The sequence below is a fragment of the Virgibacillus indicus genome (assembly GCF_002266285.1).
In the GTDB taxonomy this organism is placed as follows: domain Bacteria; phylum Bacillota; class Bacilli; order Bacillales; family Amphibacillaceae; genus Virgibacillus_K; species Virgibacillus_K indicus.
This window is the reverse complement of the sequence record NZ_NPMS01000002.1, coordinates 109,140-126,855: the sequence shown is the minus strand read 5'-3', so window position 1 is coordinate 126,855 and position 17,716 is coordinate 109,140. Positions and strand designations below refer to the sequence as shown.

The following is a 17,716-nucleotide window of genomic DNA, read 5'->3' as shown; positions in this document are numbered from 1 at the left end:
AGCATCTTTTCTAATTATCTTTTTATCATTATTCTTTTCCAAATGGTTATGCCTTAACAAAAAAACAAAGCCGGCCCGTACATGAATTGTACAGACCGGCTATTTACATGCTGCAAAACTTAATACTCGACAGGGTATTGACTTACTTTGCAATCCAGTGAAATTTGTTCTTTTTTTCGTCTAACAGTTCGTGTAATCGTCAATGTAATGCTTTGCCCGACATCCTTTTTATTAAGGGTTCGTTCCAGTGACTCATACCCTTGTATGGCATCACCGTCAATCGCTGTAATTACATCTTTAGCTTTCACTCCAGCTTCAAGAGCTGGTGACGGATCTGCTACATGAATTACCTTCGTTCCATTCTCGCGTTCAGAGGAGTCAGATGGATTGTTGGTTGTATGAATGATGCCAATCCAGGATTTCCACATCGTTGGGCGGTTATCCTGATTATTTTCATAGACACTTTTTAAATTTTCCAGGAATTGAAAGGTTCCATAGGCCATATTTTCTTTTGCTGCTTCCCCTTCTTCTCCGATGAAAGGTGTTTGATATTCAATGGATATTCGTACCCCATCCTCTTCTTCCTTAAGCGTAGTGATGGTTTTGAAATACCCATCCTCACTTTCCAGTACATATTTTTTATTTTCTTCTATTTCAGTAAAAGTTCCAGATGTTAATGCACCCCAGCCATGATTCATTTCTGCATGTCCACCAACACGAAAGTCAATTTTCGCATCCTTTGTGTACCAGTCGTTTAGGCGCTCAGGCTTGGTTAACGCATCCCAAATATTTTCAATCGATGCATTGACAACAATATCTCGTTTTACAGATTCTCTTATTCCAGTCATATTTTTCTCCCTTTTTCACGTTTTAAATTAAAACTAATGATAAAATCATTTTAACAAATAAGTTTGGAGGAAGCTAATGAAGAAAGAAATAATACAATCAATTGTAGACTGTATGGCCGCTAACAAAGAAATGTCTGATATTCAAAAAATACAAACCAGACATCGGGTGAAACTTGCGGAGTTCTGGAAAATCGGCTCAGGAGATAAGATACTTGAAGTTGGATGTGGTCAAGGAGATACCACAGCTGTGCTGGCATATTTTACAGGTGAAAAAGGATTGGTTCACGGTATGGATATTGGATCACCGACTTATGGAGCTCCGATATCACTGGGGGATTCTGCTGCGCATCTCATGGAATCAGACCTTGGGAAACAAATAAAAATGGAATTTGAGGTTGATATCTTATCTGCGAATATAGATTTCCCCGAGAATTCTTTTGATTGCATTGTGTTGTCTCATTGTTCCTGGTACATGAAATCTGCTGAAGAATTCACCGATGTATTGAAGAAAGCAAGGAAATGGGGGAAGCGGCTTTGTTTTGCAGAATGGGATACAAGAATTCAGGGGGTCGAGCAGTATCCACATTTATTGGCGATTCTTATACAAGCTCAATATGAGTCATTTAAAACAGAAAGTGATTCGAATGTAAGAACCCTTTTCACTGCGAATGATATAAAAGAAATTATAAATAAGGCAGGCTGGAATCTTTTGGAGGAACAAACCGTATACTCTCCGGACCTGCAGGATGGCAAATGGGAAGTAGATCAGACGCTGGAAACTGATATTAGGAGAATTCCTGAATTGCCGGATAAATTGAGGAAACTTGTCCAATCAGAAGTCACAATGCTCCGGGGCTCTATTAAGTCCAGTGAAATTAAGCCTTTAAATGTATTTGCCTTTGTGGCAGAATGAAACTGTAATTAATAAGAAGGTGTTCTTTTAATGTCTTCTTATCTAAAATTAATATGTTAAAATAAAACGTGTGAAAAAAATCTGCCAAGAGAGGAACTCTTCAATGAAACTTTTATACTCAGGAAAAACAAAAGATGTGTATGAACTGGAAGATGGAAACTACTTGCTTAAATTCAAGGATGATGTAACAGGAGAAAATGGAGTGTTTGACCCTGGTGCTAACACGGTCGGACTTACCATTGAGGGTGCAGGAGCAGCTGGCCTGAGGCTGACTAAGTTCTTTTTTGAAAAATTAAAGGAGAAAAATATTCCAACACATTATATGGATGCAAACTTGGAGGAAGCAACAATGACTGTTGTTCCAGCAACCGTATTCGGTGAGGGTCTTGAAGTTATTTGCAGATATCGTGCGGTTGGCAGCTTTTTGAAACGTTATGGAAAATATGTGAAAGAAGGACAGGCTTTAGACGCATTTGTAGAAGTGACACTGAAAGATGATGAACGTCAGGATCCGCCAATTAGTGAAGATGCACTTGATATGGTAGGGATTTTAACAAAAGAGGAATATCATACATTAAAGGAACTTACACAGCAAATAGCACAGGTTGTCAAAGATGAATTGGCAAAGAAAGATGTAGAGCTATATGATATCAAATTAGAATTCGGCAGGGATGCAAATAATAATATTTTACTTATTGACGAAATTTCCGGCGGGAATATGCGGGCATATAAAGATGGAAAATATATTGAGCCACTGGAGCTGGAAAAAATAATTGTATCTTAAAGGAACAATCGCGAACAGGATCATGGACTGTTCGCGATTGTTTTTGAATGTTCTTTTCCAGCTTCTCCAAGCAGTGTATCCTTTGCTGTGCTTCTGCTATTTTTGTCACTTAGCACATATAATGTATCACGATCTTCTATAATTGTATTTCCGCTTGGTGTGATTAAATCCTTATTGCGGGTAATACCAATAATCAGTGTATCCTCAGGCAGCTCAATGTCAGTCAATGAGCTCCCAACCGCAGGTGAACTTTTACTGACTGTCAGGCGCATAATCTCATGGTCTGTACTCCCCAGATTTATTAATTCAATGCTTGGTTCGGTATCCTCTTGTTCTCCTGTCAATCCAAGCTTGGTTGCCAGCCAGGAAAGCGTACTCCCTTGAACAAGAGCCGAAATAATTACTACGAAAAATACCACATTAAAAATAAGACCAGCATTTTCAACTTCTGAAACAATTGGATAGGTTGCTAGAACAATGGGGACAGCTCCTTTTAAACCGGCCCATGAAATAAAAAGTTTTTCCTTCATATTGTATTTCATGAAAATCATACTAATAAATACAGCAACAGGTCTAGCGATAAACATCAAAATCAGGGTCAATAGGATACCCTGCCAGATGATACTAGGCAATTGACTGGGAAAAACGAGCAGTCCGAGCAGTGTAAACATTATAATCTGCATCATCCACGCAAAACCCTCGTTAAACCTCAGGATAGAGAAACGATAGGTCAGATCACTATTTCCTGCAACAATGGCCATCAGGTACACAGCCAGCAGTCCACTTCCACCAAGGTAATCAGTGGCAGCATAAGTGAAAATTGCTGCCCCCACAGCTAAAATTGGATATAAGCTTGAGGTATCAAGCTTTATGTGGTTAATAACCATTACTGTCAGCTTGCCAAGAACCAATCCAAGAACCAGACCAAGTCCCATTTGAAGAAAAAAGCTGCCAACTGCACTCCAAATGGAACTGTCTGGAATTTGTATCATTTCAATTAGCGCGACAGTTAAAAATACAGCCATCGGATCATTTGATCCCGATTCAGCTTCCAATGTAGAAGTCAATCTTCTGCTGAAGTTTTTATTTCCAAGCACAGAAAAAACTGCTGCTGCGTCTGTAGATCCTACAATTGCACCGAGAAGCATTCCTTCCAGCAAAGTAAAATTGAATATATACATAGCCGCGAGACCGGTTATCCCTGCAGTCAGCAGAACGCCAAGCGTTGCCAGAGTTCCTGCAGCTCCGATAATCGGTTTAATATTATTCCATTTGGTTTGTGTTCCACCATCAAACAGGATAATAATCAATGCCATGATCCCAATAAATTGTGTAAGATGAACATCTTCAAAGAAAATAATTTGGTTAAGAAGCATACCTCCAACAAGGAATAAAACCAGAGCTGGCAATCCCAGGCGGGAGGAAAACTTTGTGGCAAGTACACCAGTTATAAGCATAAGTGCAAATACAAATATTAACATTGCAATAGAAACATCCAAACTGAACAATCCTTCCATGATGTGCCTAATCTTATAATAAACAGGATTCAGGAAAAAAATCAAAAACATTGCTGTCTATTTATGGAGGAACTAGTGAGGTATGATAGGTTCGAATGGAAATTTTATAATCCTTATTTATTTATTTTGCCACAACGATAGCTTTTATAAAGGTTAATTATACAATATTCAACGAATGGACAGGGTCCATATCACTACTGTATAATTGCCTTTTGAATTAATTTAAAGAGGAGTTAACTATGCAGAAATCAAATGCACTGCCATTTACGGTAGCAAAAACAGAAAATTTCTTTGACCGTTTAGGGGATTATGTCGGGGATGTATTCTACGATATTTTACCTGATAAAGGATATGAGCTGCGCGATGAGCAGATATATATGGCCTTCCAGCTGGAACAGGCCTTTAAAAATAAACATACGATATTCGCTGAAGCGGGGGTAGGAACGGGAAAGACCTTCGTTTATTTATTATACGCTATCTCCTATGCACGCTACCGCAGAAGACCAGCAATCATAACTTGCGCAGATGAAACATTGATCGAACAGCTTGTAAAAAAAGGCGGAGACATCGAAAAGCTGGAAGAAGCATTAGGGCTAACAATTGATGTCAGACTTGCAAAATCAAGAGAACAGTATGTGTGTATCAAGAAACTGGATCCACTAGCAAATAAAACGGATGATGAAGATATTTTGAAAGTCCATGACCAGATCCCTGATTTCGTTTTTGATACAGGTGCATCAATGCAATCATTTGAACGATATGGTGACCGAAAAGAATATCCATGGGTACCAGATGCCGCGTGGGAAAAGATTGCCTGGGATCCCCTGCAGCAATGCTCTACATGTGAATGGCGGCATCGCAGCGGGCAGACACTAAACAGGGACTATTACCGTCATGCATCTGACATAATTATTTGTTCCCATGATTTTTATATGGAACATGTATGGACAAAAGATTCACGTAAGCGTGAGGAACAGATGCCACTGCTTCCGGAAGCAAGCTGTGTGGTTTTTGATGAAGGTCACTTGCTTGAGTTTGCTGCACAGAAAGGGCTGACATACCGCTATAATTTCGAGGCGCTGACCAAAGTTCTGACAGGTTATATGGGACAGGATGTAAGAGAGGAATCTCTTTATTTAGTGGAGGATATTTTAGCAATTAATGATGAGTGGTTTGATCTGCTCAGGAATAATGCTTCTGCTGTGGAGGGTTCCAATCGCAGGGAAATTAGTCTTTCTAAAGAAATGATCAATATGGGTAAAACCTTAAATAATAAGGTAGAGCAATTGCTGGAACAGCTCGTCTTTGATTCAGACTTATTTACAATTGAAGAATATCATATCAAAATAATCGAGGAATATTTGGAGTTTTTCTCTTATGGTCTATCTATTTTATTAAAAGATGATGAAGGGATTTTCTGGCTTGAGGAAGATGAGAGCACAACTTCATTGGTTATCATGCCGCGTTTAGTGGAAGATGTTTTAAGAAAAGAAGTATTTTCTCAAAATATGCCAATCGTCTTCTCGTCTGCCACATTGTCACAAAATGGAGATTTTTCCTATTTAGCCAGCAGCTTGGGTATTGAGAGCTTTGACTCTTTCTCAGTAGAATCCCCCTTTGATTACGATAAGAAAATGAAGCTGTATGGTCATATGGATACAAATCAACAATCGAAGTGGAAGAAGATTGGTGAACAGTTACTGGGAGCAGGCGGCAATTCATTGGTTCTATTCTCATCAAAGGAAGAGATGGAACAATTCCGTAATTGGACTGTGGGAGCAAACTGGCCATTTTCTGTATTCTATGAAGGTGACAGGGAAATCAGTGAGACGGTCCGGAACTTTCAAACCGAAGAAGCATCTGTATTGTGTGCACATCATTTATGGGAAGGATTGGATGTGCCAGGAGAAGCTTTAAAACAAGTAATCATATCATCACTGCCTTTCCCGCCAAATGACCCTGTTTTCAAGGCAAAAAGAAAGCATGCGAAGCAACCCGATGAAGAAGTTGATGTACCGTACATGCTGCTTCGTCTCAGGCAGGGAATTGGCCGTTTGATCCGGACTAGTGAAGATAATGGTGTGATTCATATTTGGATGACAGAGGAAGAAAGTAAAAAATACAAGCAAGGAATAGAGGAAGTATTGCCTGTAAGGGTAAGTTGGGAATAATAGGGCAAGTAAGGTAACTAGTGTAAATTAGTTACCTTTTTTCTTTTTAACTGGATCAGTCCTATCCTTTTGCCAATAATAAGAGGATAGGACGGTGATTGCTTTCATGAATACTGGAATTTTTTTAGATCGTGATGGCGTAATAAATGAAGTTCTTAGTGACAGGGTGAAGTTTGTGAACGGCCCAGATGATTTATATTTACTGGAAGGTGTTGGTGAAGCAATAAAGCTTTTTAATGATCAGGATTATAAAGTTTTTGTTGTGACAAATCAAGGTGGGGTTGGACTAGGTTTTATGGAAGAAACAGCCTTACAGGAAGTACATATAAAGATGGGAGCGGATTTGGCTGAATTTGGTGCAATTATTGATGACATTGCCTATTGCCCGCACAAGCCAAAAGCAGGATGTGCCTGCAGGAAACCACAGCCGCAAATGATTCTGGAATTAGCCGAAAAGCATGATATCGATATTTCAAAAAGCTATATGATCGGCGACCGGGAACCTGATATTGAAGCAGGGAAGGGTGCTGGCGTGAAGACCATTCTTGTGGGTGATCGAAAGGAAGAACAGGCAGAAGCAGACATGTATTTCCCTGATCTGCTTGCATTCGCAAATTGGCTGGTGGAAACAGCTAATGAATAATTATATATCTAAATTCAAACAATAACCATCAATACAATAATTTGAAAGGGGTCCTGAAATGGTCAATAAAGAGAAGGAATTCAATAATATGTTCAAGGAAAATGAAAATAGCGGAGAACACCGAAATGGGCGAAAAAGCCAGTTTAAAAACAATAATAAAAAGTTCGGTGAAGCTCCCAACGAGTATATCAGCAAAAAAGATGAATGATACAGGTAAGAGGCGATGTGATACTATTAAATCACATCGTTTTTTATTTTAAGGAAATCAGAAGGGAGAGAGGAAAGTGACACAATTTTATACTGCCATTCCAGTTTTGGAAACAGAGCATTACCAGCTAAGGGGGATGACAGTCGGGGATACAAGTGAATTATTTGCCTTTCATAAAAATAAAGAAATTATGAAATACATCACACCAGATCCAGTTAAGACAGAAGCTGAAATGCGTGAAGAAGTACTTGGTCAATTAAAGAGATTTTCTGACCAGAAGGAAATTCCCTGGGTGATTATCAATAAAAGCAATGGCGATCTCATTGGCAGTTTCAGCTTTTATAAATTACATATGTTCCATAAAAAGGCAGATATGGGTGTTGTCCTTTGTGGGGATTATCAAGGGAGAGGCGTGATGACAGAGGTACTTGAAAAGGTCCTTTCTTTCGGCTTTGGTGAGCTTGGCCTGAATAGGATTGTTGGTGATATCTGCTGGTAATCAGGGATCCAGAAAGTTACTGGAAAGGTTTGGGTTTGTAAAAGAAGGCACGCTCAGGCAGACAGACTTTGATGGACAGCAGTACCATGATACAGTAGTCTATTCTTTATTAAAATCAGAGTATAGTGTGGGCAGGTAGCCTTCTATTATCAACAACATTGAGGTGTCAAAGAAATTGCTGAACGTATGTAAAATAATTATTCATATTGCAATCTTATATTGTATTTATTTATTCGGAAATTGGATCCAGACTGCCCTCGGCTTGTTTGTGCCAGGAAGTGTCATCGGCATGGTTATCCTGTTTATTTTGCTTTCAACAAATCTGATAAAGGTATCTTGGGTGGAGAATGGTGCAAGATTTATTGTTGATAATCTTGCGCTGTTTTTCGTACCTGCTACGGTAGGTGTCATGAATTATTTTGATCTTTTCGCTGGGAAAGGTTTTTTACTTGTTGTAATTGTCTTATTCAGTACTTTGCTTGTAATGGCCAGCTCGGGAATCACGAGTCAATGGATTATGCACAGAGAGGAAAGGGAGCATGAATAATTTACTTATTGGATTAATTATAGTTGGTGCTACCTATGTGATTTATTTGGCTGCTAAAAATATCCACAAGAAAGTTGCCATTTCATTTACAGCTCCCGTTATAACATCAACGATTATAATAGTTGCTATTTTACTTAGCTTTGAAATATCTTATGAAACCTACATGATTGGCGGAAAATGGATAAACGAATTGCTGGGTCCTGCGGTGGTAGCATTGGCATATCCACTATACAGGGAACGTGATGTATTAAAAAGACTTACTGTTCCTATTCTTATTGGAACTACTGTTGGTGCTGTCGTAGGGATATCCACAGGGATTCTGCTTGCAAGATTTGCAGGATTTGAGGATCTGCTCATCTACTCACTTACTCCAAAGTCTGTAACGACACCAGTTGCTATGGCAATAGCTGAAACAATCGGAGGGGTAACGTCGTTGGCAGCAGTTTTTGTGATGATTGCAGGCATTGGTGGTGTGCTCTTCAGTTCATTGGTTTATAAGATTTTCAGAATCGATCACAGAATAGGCAGAGGTGTGGGAATAGGCAGTGCATCACATGCCATTGGTACCTCCAAAGCACTGGAAAGCAGCATGGTGGAAGGGTCCATAAGCACAATTGCAATGGTCGTTAGTGCTGTAGTTGTGTCAGTGATTACACCAGGTTTGATTGCTGTTTTAATGTAGCAGGACATGACATTTGTCATACTCATTTGTTGACGTTTATGACTTATAAATAACTTGATTTTTTCCTAAAATAAAAGATAGCGTTCATAAATTAGAGAAAATCTATCGTAGGAGGAAGTCATGAGCAGACAAAAACAAGCCCAATTAAAAAAGAGTGTTGCAGCATTTGCAAATTCAGATATGAAAGCAAGTATCATCCAGTTAATCAATACAATTTTACCGTTCTTTCTGCTTTGGTTTCTGGCATACCAAAGCCTGTCTATTTCGATTTGGCTGAGTCTTGCTTTATCCATTGCAGCAGCAGGATTTGTCGTTCGGATCTTTATTATTTTTCATGACTGTACGCACAGTTCTTTTTTCAAAAATAATAAAGCAAATAAAATTGTTGGAACAATTACTGGGATTATTACTCACTTCGCTTTTGCAAAATGGAAAAGAGATCATGCTATTCACCACGCAACGAGCAGTAATTTAGACAAACGAGGTACTGGTGATGTATGGGTTATGACAGTTGATGAATATGTTGCTGCATCATTTTGGGGAAGATTAGCTTACCGGCTTTACCGTAATCCGATTATTATGTTCGGACTTGGCCCACTCTATCTTTTCCTTATTTCCAATCGTTTTAACCGCAAAGGTGCAAAACGAAAAGAACGGATGAATACGTATTTGATTAACGTTTCACTTGTCGCCATTTATGCATTATTGATATGGGCTGTCGGCTGGCAGGCGTTTCTGATCGTTCAGCTTCCGATTCTATTTGTAGCAGGATCACTTGGTATCTGGTTGTTTTACGTCCAACACCAATTTGAAGATTCCTACTTCGAAAATGAAGAAGAATGGGATTTTGTAAAAGCCGCTGTAGATGGCAGCTCTTATTACAAACTGCCGAAAATAATGCAATGGATGACAGGCAGTATCGGTTTTCATCATGTGCATCACTTAAGCCCGAGGGTGCCAAACTATAATTTGGAAAAAGCACATGAATCTACACCGCCATTGCAAAAAGCAACAACAATTACTTTGGCTTCCAGCTTAAAATCCATTCGTTTTCGTTTGTTTGATGAGGCGAGTAAATCATTTGTAACTTTTAGAGAAGTAAAAGAACTTTTACGAAAAAGGAAAATTAATTTACAGCTTTCTCACGGGAGATCAAGCATTCAGGAAAAATAATGGATAATGGCAAACGCCCCTTTCAGATTGCATGGAAGGGGCGTTTATTTGCTATACTGATATGACAAGAAGAAAGGAGATGCAATATGCAGAATTGGTTTCATATTTTCCCGAAAAATACTGGCTTAAGTTTATATGCCTGGATTATCTTCTGTATTCTTCCTTTCTATTTTATTTTTAGATCCACATCCCCGATGGAAATTATTTTTGGGATTTTGATGATAATTCTATTTTTTACTACCTATCGATTGTCATTTATTAAAAAAGGCTGGACTGTTTATGTATCTGTAGGTATACAAATAGTAATAAGCATTGGAATGACATTATTTTATGGCTATGTCTACTTTTCGCTTTTCTTAGCTTTTTTTATTGGGAATACCCAAAATAAAATTGGATTTATTACATTATATATTATCCACCTTGTTACGACAGTGACAGCAGTAAGCATTGGATTTTTTATCCAAAGTCAGATATTTTTCACACAGTACCCGTTTATTATTCTTAGTGTAATTGGTGTTATTCTTCTGCCTTTTAATATTTATAATCGAAATAAACGGGAAAAACTGGAGCATCAATTGGAGGATGCGCATAAAAAGATTTCACAGCTGATGGTTTTTGAAGAACGTCAGCGAATTGCGCGGGACTTGCATGATACGTTAGGGCAAAAGCTCTCCATGATTGGTTTGAAAAGCGATTTAGCGGGTAAGTTAGTGCATGCAAATCCGGAATCAGCCAAATCAGAAATGAATGATATTAATCAAACGGCTAGAACCGCATTAAAGGAAGTCCGTGAAATGGTTTCAGATATGAAGGGGACACGCCTTAGGGATGAGGTTACGCGTGTCCGGCAAATTTTGAAGGCTGCACAGATGAATTTTCAATTAGAAGGAGATCCTGTGCTTGAGAATACACCTTTATTGATTGAAAATGTACTGAGTATGTGCCTGAAAGAGGCTGTCACTAATGTTGTGAAGCATAGTCAGGCAACAACCTGCCATGTAACAATTATGCAAACACCGAAGGAATGGGTAATAAAGGTAAAGGATAATGGCATAGGAATTACTGATAAAGAAGATGATTTGAAAGAACATGGGCTTCAGGGAATGAGAGAACGATTGGAATTTGTGAATGGTACATTAAAAATTGAGTCATCAAATGGAACAATGCTAACGATTTTGATACCACATGTTATTCAGCAGACTGAACAGGGGGGAATGACGTGATTCGAATTGTGATTGCGGAAGATCAGCGCATGCTGCTTGGTGCTCTTGGTTCTTTACTGGATTTGGAAGAGGATATGGAAGTTGTCGGAAAAGCGACAAATGGTGAAGAAGCTCTTACCTTAGTCAGAAAGCACAAGCCTGATATATGTATTTTTGACATTGAAATGCCCTTAAAAACCGGGCTGGATGCAGCAGAGGAATTGAGAGATGATCCATGTAAAGTGATTGTATTAACAACATTCGCCAGGTCCGGATATTTTGAGCGGGCACGCAAAGCAGAAGTCAGCGGATATTTGCTGAAAGATAGTCCCAGTGAGGATCTTGCAAACTCAATAAGAACGATCATGGATGGCCGACGAATTTATGCTCCGGAACTGGTGGATTTAGCATTTGACAACCAGAATCCATTAACAGAGCGGGAAGGCCAGGTGCTCAAGCTGATCGCTGATGGAAAAACGACAAAGGAAATTGCTAAGCAGCTATATATCACTAATGGAACTGTGCGAAATTATGTCTCAGTAATTTTGGATAAACTTGAAGTAAGCAACCGGATTGAAGCTATTTCGAAGTTTAAGGAAAAGGGCTGGAATAAGTAACAATTTTAAAACGGGGTTAGTTAAGAAGATCTAAAATCAGGTCTTCTTTTTTGATTGTTTTGCTGGGAAAACCCAGGACTGCGCACTGCTCGCCCTATCAAAAAGAATTTGCTACTGACACAAAATCTATAGAATGCGAACTACTTAGCATCTGCTAAAATCGCCGTTCGGGATCGCTGCGGGCGGATGCTTTCCGCGGGCACGGCCTCAGCCTCCTCGAGAAAACCACTCTGCGGGGTCTTCGGACACGTGCTATTCCCGCAGGAGTCACCGCCCTTCGCTCACCCGAACTGGTGAGGTGGTTAGATGCTTTGTATATTATTACTAATGCAATTCGTCAGCAGCAACCGGACCATCAGCGAAGGAAATACGCGGAGACTCCTGTGGGAGCAGAGGCCTAGATGAGACCCCGCAGAGCGACAGCTCGAGGAGGCTCATCAGCCGCCCACGGAAAGCGTAGTGTATTTCCGCAGCGGTCGCCCAACCGCCATGTCAAGTAGTTCACAGTTTACATCAATTGCGTTGTATAAAAGGCATCAATATCTATAAAAAAAGCTCTTTTTCGTCATTAATTTTCTGTTACGGGCAATACTATGAAATGGAAAAATCCAACAACAGGAAGGATGTTGCATGATGAAAAAGAGTTTCATAATAGCATTTGCAATGGTTATATCACTGGGGGTTGCATTGCCGTCATCTCCAGTATCAGCAGATTTCCATGATTATGATGTATGGAAGTCCGAAGAGCAGCATGACAAAATGGGTGAAAGGTTTTACAAAAGCGAGGCATTTCTGAAATTGAAAGCGGAGGAACTTGGAATAGACACAGAAGGGAAAAACGCCAAAACCCTTGCAAAAGAAGTGCATGAGGCTAAAGTAAAACAAGCTGCAGAAGAACTTGGAATAGACATAGAAGGAAAAGATACGAAAGAACTGGCAAAGGAAGTCCACCATCAGAAAGTGATGAAAAAGGCAGCTGAGCTGGGAATAGAGACAGATGGCAAAGAACCTAAAGCTCTCGCTAAAGAAGTACATGAATTACAAGTGAAACAAAAAGCAGAGGAATTGGGAATTTCCACAGAAGGAAAGGATATTAAGAAAATAAAGCGAGAGGTGATGCAGACATATATCACAAATAAAGCAAAAGAGCTGGGAATCGATACAGAAGGAAAAGGGCCAGGTGAGATTGCAAAAGAAATACACGAACAGAAAATTTTTCAATCTGCTGCACAATTAGGCATTGATACAAAAGATAAAGATGCTGAACAGCTTTTTGAGGAAATTATTGCAAACCATGCGGAAGAAGCAAAGGAGCTTAAATTATTTCCGTTTGGAGAAAGAAATAAGTCTCATTAATTTAAAAAAGGCTTTCCTAATTGATTTTAGGAGAGCCTTTTATTAGCATCTGTTTTTTAAATTAATGGCGCTTATTCAACCACAATACTCCCGACTTCGCAAGTCTTGGCAAATAGCCGGTGACTGCCCTTTCCATCATATTGCCAAAACCATCGGATTTACCAAGAGAGCCAAGTGTTCCCTTTAGCTTAAGTTCTTTTGGTTTCTTCGGTTCTTTATCATTTAAAACAGCTAATAGCACCTCAGCAACCTGTTCTCCTTGCTGTCCAGCCAGCTGTGCACTTGGGGAATGTTCAGAAGAAGCACAATCTCCGACGACATAAACATTGGGCTGTGACGGGACCTGGAAAAAATCGTTTACAATAATTTTTTCATGAATATCTTTGTCAAATGGCAGCTCTCTTGCTAAAAAGTTAGGGCGCACACCAGCAGTCCAAATAGTCACATCATTAACAAAACATACGCCATTATTGCATACACCATCTTTTTCAACATACTCCACGCTGGAATTATGCAAAACGTCTACATCATGTTTAATAAACCATTCATGCACATGCTCCTGAATTTTAGAGTCAAATGCTTTTAAAACAGATGCACCCCTATCAAGGATGCGTATGTTAAGGTCCGATCTGCTTTCTCTTATTTCTGAAGCAACTTCAATTCCGCTCAGACCTGCTCCAACGATTGTTACTTTTCCATACGCTTTCAGGTTTCCAACAGAAAGTCCAGTGTGTCTGGCTCTTGAAAAGGTTTGAACACTTTCTGTAAATTCCTCTGCCCCTGGTACACCATGATAATTATCCTCGCAGCCCAGGCCAATCACCAGAAAATCATACGGTACATGCTCGGTTTTCCCTTTTATGATAATTTCCTGACTTTCTGAGTCTATTTTTGTTATTTCGCCATACACGTATTGGACACGTTTATCATCCGGAAAGTTCATGCGCACATCTTTCTCTGCTACAGTTCCGGCAGCTATTGTATAAAATTCCGTTTTTATTGAGTGATACGGATTTCGATCAACAATAGTTATATGTACATCCTCCGGCAGATGATGCTCCAGCAGACCCAGAACAATTTTCAGCCCGCCATAGCCCCCTCCTAATACAACTAATCTTTTCATGATAAAACCCCCATATTATATGATCCATAGAAACGCTTTCTTAACTCTCCCACCTTAAAGAGTACCAAAAAACCGTATCTTTCTCCAGATATCATTTGTTTTTTGTCGAAAAAGATGTAAAACAGCAATTTCCACTATGCTATACTAAAGAGAAAAAGGGAGGAAATGGTTATGTCTGATACGATTGTACATGCCATCCAGGATAAATATGCAGAGGATTATTCCTGGTGCTATGGCTGCGGAAGGCTTAATGAAAATGGACTTCATCTTCGCACAGGGTGGGTTGGTGAGAAAACAGTAACAGTCTATACACCACGTCCAGAGCATACAGCTATACCCGGTTTTGTTTACGGTGGATTAATAGGTTCCATTGTCGACTGTCATGGAACAGGCTCAGCAGCGCTTGCCCTTCATCGAAAAAATGGATATGAGCCTAGCGATGACAAAGAACCACCGCGTTTTGTAACAGCATCTTTGAAGGTAGATTTTATCAAACCTACTCCACATGAAGTCCCACTGAAAGCTGTTGGTACGATAGAGGAAATCCATCCAAAAAAATGGAAAATACATACAGAAGTATTTGCAAACGATGTATGCTGTGCAAAAGGCGAAGTAGTTGCAGCGGTAATGCCAGATACATTCGCACAAAAATAAAAACTAATTAATTGATGGTCTGTTTAGGTTGGGAGATATTGACCTAGAGTTGGGAGACAATCAAGAATAGTTGAGAGGTAACTGGTGAAAGTTGAAACAAAGGGTATGCCAGTGCTAGTTTCTCTCAACTTTTTCCTATTGTTTCTCAACTTTGGATGGTTAACTCTCAACTAAGCAATGCTGTCTCTCAACTGAGCACTTCTTCCAGCCCTGCAGAGAAGGACAATTTAACTTTAACGGCAAAACACAATAATTAATGAGCACTACCTACCATCATATTAGATCCCGCTTTAAAGGAGCTAAGACAATGCAAAAATTAACGAATACATCTCTCCTCGATGTCATAGGCGAGTTGTTTTCCGATGAAATTTCCATTGCTGTTTCAAATACAGAAGAATATATTTATTACCGGCCAAGTAAACGAATTGATTTAAAAATAAGGCCGGGAGACCCCATCAAAGACGGAACCCTGGCCCATAAAGCATTAGTAACGGAACAAAAGGTTTCCGAATTTATCAATCGCAATATATATGGTGTCCCTTATCATGGAATGGCTGTGCCGATTCATTATGATGACAAGCTGGAAGGCAGTCTTTTAGCGATTTATCCTGCACTTACGGAGGGGAAATCAGTAGTAACTGTAAAAGTGAGTGATGGATGGAAACCTGTTCCTTTTGATAAGGTAAAGTACTTAGAGGTAAAAGAACGAAAAACCCATGTCATTGCAGATGGATTTTCAGGGACAAATAAAAATACCTTGCAGGAATTTGAATACACCCTGCCTAGAGAATCTTTTATTCGCTGTCATCGATCTTTTATCGTAAATGTTAATCATATTAAAGAGATCCATCCGGATACACATTCCACCTTTTTGTTGGAGATGGATAATGATGAAAGGGTTCCAGTAAGTCAATCCTATTCCAGTTATTTTCGTAAATTGCTTGGTTTTTAACGGAAATATGCTGCTTTACCCATAAATATTAATGGCCCAGACAATTATTCTCTTTTTACCACCCAAATCTCCTAAGGATGAACCAGATAAGTTAGAATTATTATAAAACTTAGGAAAGAGGGATTGGCTATGGAGAAAGTTTTAGATCGCATCAAATACCTTCCCTTACAGAATCGTGTAGTTTCGGCGCAGGAAGCTGCATCATGGATTCAAGATGGTATGACATTGGGGTTAAGTGGTTTTACTCGTGCGGGTGACGTGAAAGCGGTGCCTACAGCGTTAATTAATCGGGCTGAAAATGGAGAGGAATTTAAAGTTAACGTATTTACGGGGGCTTCATTGGGGTCAGATATTGATAAGATGTTTGCAGAAGCTGGTATTATCAATAAACGTTTACCTTTTCAGGCAGATCCAGCAATGCGGAAGAAAATAAACGCTGGTGAGCATTTATTCGTGGATCATCATTTATCACATACGGCGGAATTACTGCGGGCGAATGTAATTGATACAGTAGATTACGCAATTTTGGAAGCGATTTCTATTACAGAGGATGGAATGATTATCCCGACAACATCAATTGGGAATTCACTGGCATTTGCTGAGAATGCGAAAGGCATTATTATTGAAATCAATACAGCACAGCCTGAACTGCTGGAAGGACTTCATGATTTATACAGCCCTGGCAAACAGGGTGAGCGTTCAGCAATTCCATTGACAAAACCGGATGACCGCATTGGTACGACAGGCATTCCAGTTGATATGGAAAAGGTAAAAGGAATCGTTTTTACGAATCAAGCAGACTCACCTTCCACTATTGTTGCACCAGATGATGAAACCAAAATTATGGCACAGCATCTGCTGGAGTTTTTACGCAAAGAGATTACAGCCGGAAGATTAACAGAAAATCTGGCACCATTGCAATCAGGCATAGGATCAGTGGCCAATGCTGTTCTTCATGGCATGGTAGATTCAGAGTTTAAAGATTTAGAAGTTTATTCAGAGGTATTGCAGGATGCAGTATTTGATTTGATTGATGCAGGTAAAGTAAGCTTTGCTTCCTGCTGCTCGATTACTTTGTCCGAAGAAAAAATGAAGCAGGTATTTGGCAGTTTTGAAAAATACCGCGATAAGCTGATTATGCGTCCACAGGAAATTTCCAACCATCCGGAAATTATCCGCCGCCTCGGATTGATTTCGATTAATACAGCATTGGAGTTTGATATTTACGGCAATGTTAACTCCACACATGTTGCAGGGACGAAAATGATGAATGGGATCGGTGGGTCTGGTGACTTTGCCCGTAATGCCCGTCTGGCAATTTTTGTGACAAAGTCCATCGCAAAAGGTGGAGATATCTCTAGTATCGTTCCATTCGTTTCTCATGTAGACCATACCGAGCATGATGTGGATGTAGTCGTCACAGAGCAGGGGTATGCTGATCTTCGCGGCTTAGCACCGAGAGAACGAGTTCCGATGATCATTGAAAATTGTGCGCATCCAATGTATCGCCCACAATTATGGGAGTATTATCAGGAAGCCCTCGAACGTGGCGGCCAAACACCACATGTATTGGAAAAGGCATTGTCATGGCATACAAACTTTAAGAAGAATGGTACAATGCGCGAACTGGTTGAGCAGAACTAGACTCGCGCAAATAAGAGGATATGCTCTTTGCACAAATGTAGTTGAATTAGGGGTTCATATATGAAAAAGCCGGTTTTTCCTTGGGGGAGGGAAGACCGGCTTTTTGGTTTTGAAATTGGTATTTACTATACTTCAAGCTTAATTACTGATAAATTTAGAATAGAAGATTTAACTTTATAGGAG

18 protein-coding genes are annotated in these 17,716 nt (G+C 39.6%); 15 read left to right on the top strand and 3 right to left on the bottom strand.

Annotated elements, in window-relative coordinates; translation table 11 throughout:
• Window positions 1-119: 119 nt before the first annotated feature.
• On the bottom strand, window positions 120-848 hold the full coding sequence (locus tag CIL03_RS06325) for an SRPBCC domain-containing protein (protein ID WP_094884752.1): 729 nt from the start codon (window positions 846-848) through the stop codon (window positions 120-122).
• Window positions 849-924: 76 nt separating this feature from the next.
• On the opposite strand from CIL03_RS06325, the gene CIL03_RS06320 reads away from it, so the two are divergent.
• Together CIL03_RS06320 and CIL03_RS06315 are read left to right on the top strand one after the other, a co-directional pair.
• Window positions 925-1,761 (top strand): class I SAM-dependent methyltransferase, encoded by an 837-nt coding sequence (locus CIL03_RS06320; protein ID WP_094884750.1) that lies wholly within the window; start codon window positions 925-927, stop codon window positions 1,759-1,761.
• Between the two features lie 103 nt (window positions 1,762-1,864).
• A complete protein-coding gene (locus tag CIL03_RS06315) occupies window positions 1,865-2,545 on the top strand; it encodes a phosphoribosylaminoimidazolesuccinocarboxamide synthase (RefSeq protein WP_094884748.1) in 681 nt (226 codons plus the stop codon).
• A gap of 20 nt (window positions 2,546-2,565) precedes the next feature.
• On the opposite strand, the gene CIL03_RS06310 is transcribed toward CIL03_RS06315, so the two are convergent.
• Window positions 2,566-4,044: a potassium/proton antiporter gene (locus CIL03_RS06310; protein WP_165767905.1), complete on the bottom strand. Its 1,479-nt coding sequence runs from the start codon at window positions 4,042-4,044 to the stop codon at window positions 2,566-2,568.
• Between the two features lie 257 nt (window positions 4,045-4,301).
• Between CIL03_RS06310 and CIL03_RS06305 the strand changes: the two genes are divergently transcribed.
• From CIL03_RS06305 to CIL03_RS06265, 10 genes are all read left to right on the top strand, one after another.
• On the top strand, window positions 4,302-6,233 hold the full coding sequence (locus CIL03_RS06305; RefSeq protein ID WP_094884743.1) for an ATP-dependent DNA helicase: 1,932 nt from the start codon (window positions 4,302-4,304) through the stop codon (window positions 6,231-6,233).
• A 106-nt stretch (window positions 6,234-6,339) separates the two neighbouring features.
• Window positions 6,340-6,876: a D-glycero-alpha-D-manno-heptose-1,7-bisphosphate 7-phosphatase gene (locus tag CIL03_RS06300; protein ID WP_094885213.1), complete on the top strand. Its 537-nt coding sequence runs from the start codon at window positions 6,340-6,342 to the stop codon at window positions 6,874-6,876.
• Between the two features lie 58 nt (window positions 6,877-6,934).
• The gene (locus CIL03_RS19775) at window positions 6,935-7,084 is read left to right on the top strand and encodes a hypothetical protein (protein WP_165767904.1); all 150 of its coding nucleotides are present in this window, start codon (window positions 6,935-6,937) and stop codon (window positions 7,082-7,084) included.
• Between the two features lie 76 nt (window positions 7,085-7,160).
• A complete protein-coding gene (locus CIL03_RS06295) occupies window positions 7,161-7,583 on the top strand; it encodes a GNAT family N-acetyltransferase (protein WP_240508011.1) in 423 nt (140 codons plus the stop codon).
• A gap of 175 nt (window positions 7,584-7,758) precedes the next feature.
• A complete protein-coding gene (locus tag CIL03_RS06290) occupies window positions 7,759-8,130 on the top strand; it encodes a CidA/LrgA family protein (protein WP_094884740.1) in 372 nt (123 codons plus the stop codon).
• Entirely contained in the window at window positions 8,123-8,812 is a 690-nt protein-coding gene (locus tag CIL03_RS06285; protein ID WP_094884737.1) for an LrgB family protein, read from the top strand. Before CIL03_RS06290 ends, CIL03_RS06285 begins: the two co-directional genes overlap by 8 nt.
• A gap of 120 nt (window positions 8,813-8,932) precedes the next feature.
• Window positions 8,933-9,985: a Delta(5) desaturase DesA gene (gene desA, locus CIL03_RS06280; RefSeq protein ID WP_094884734.1), complete on the top strand. Its 1,053-nt coding sequence runs from the start codon at window positions 8,933-8,935 to the stop codon at window positions 9,983-9,985.
• Between the two features lie 86 nt (window positions 9,986-10,071).
• Window positions 10,072-11,208: a sensor histidine kinase gene (locus tag CIL03_RS06275; protein WP_094884731.1), complete on the top strand. Its 1,137-nt coding sequence runs from the start codon at window positions 10,072-10,074 to the stop codon at window positions 11,206-11,208.
• Complete coding sequence (locus CIL03_RS06270; RefSeq protein WP_094884728.1) at window positions 11,205-11,804, top strand: response regulator transcription factor; 600 nt, start codon at window positions 11,205-11,207, stop codon at window positions 11,802-11,804. Before CIL03_RS06275 ends, CIL03_RS06270 begins: the two co-directional genes overlap by 4 nt.
• 630 nt (window positions 11,805-12,434) lie before the next feature.
• Window positions 12,435-13,160, top strand: coding sequence for a hypothetical protein (locus CIL03_RS06265; RefSeq protein ID WP_094884726.1), 726 nt, complete (start codon window positions 12,435-12,437; stop codon window positions 13,158-13,160).
• A 61-nt stretch (window positions 13,161-13,221) separates the two neighbouring features.
• On the opposite strand, the gene CIL03_RS06260 is transcribed toward CIL03_RS06265, so the two are convergent.
• Window positions 13,222-14,283, bottom strand: a complete 1,062-nt coding sequence (locus CIL03_RS06260) for an NAD(P)/FAD-dependent oxidoreductase (protein ID WP_094884724.1) — start codon at window positions 14,281-14,283, stop codon at window positions 13,222-13,224.
• Window positions 14,284-14,454: 171 nt separating this feature from the next.
• Here CIL03_RS06260 and CIL03_RS06255 point away from each other — a divergent pair, with 171 nt between their 5' ends.
• The 3 genes from CIL03_RS06255 to CIL03_RS06245 all read left to right on the top strand — a co-directional run bounded on the left by CIL03_RS06255 (window position 14,455) and on the right by CIL03_RS06245 (window position 17,533).
• Complete coding sequence (locus tag CIL03_RS06255; protein ID WP_094884722.1) at window positions 14,455-14,937, top strand: PaaI family thioesterase; 483 nt, start codon at window positions 14,455-14,457, stop codon at window positions 14,935-14,937.
• 307 nt (window positions 14,938-15,244) lie between these two features.
• The gene (locus CIL03_RS06250) at window positions 15,245-15,889 is read left to right on the top strand and encodes a LytTR family DNA-binding domain-containing protein (protein WP_094884720.1); all 645 of its coding nucleotides are present in this window, start codon (window positions 15,245-15,247) and stop codon (window positions 15,887-15,889) included.
• 129 nt (window positions 15,890-16,018) lie between these two features.
• Window positions 16,019-17,533, top strand: a complete 1,515-nt coding sequence (locus tag CIL03_RS06245) for an acetyl-CoA hydrolase/transferase family protein (protein ID WP_094884717.1) — start codon at window positions 16,019-16,021, stop codon at window positions 17,531-17,533.
• Window positions 17,534-17,716: the final 183 nt, after the last annotated feature.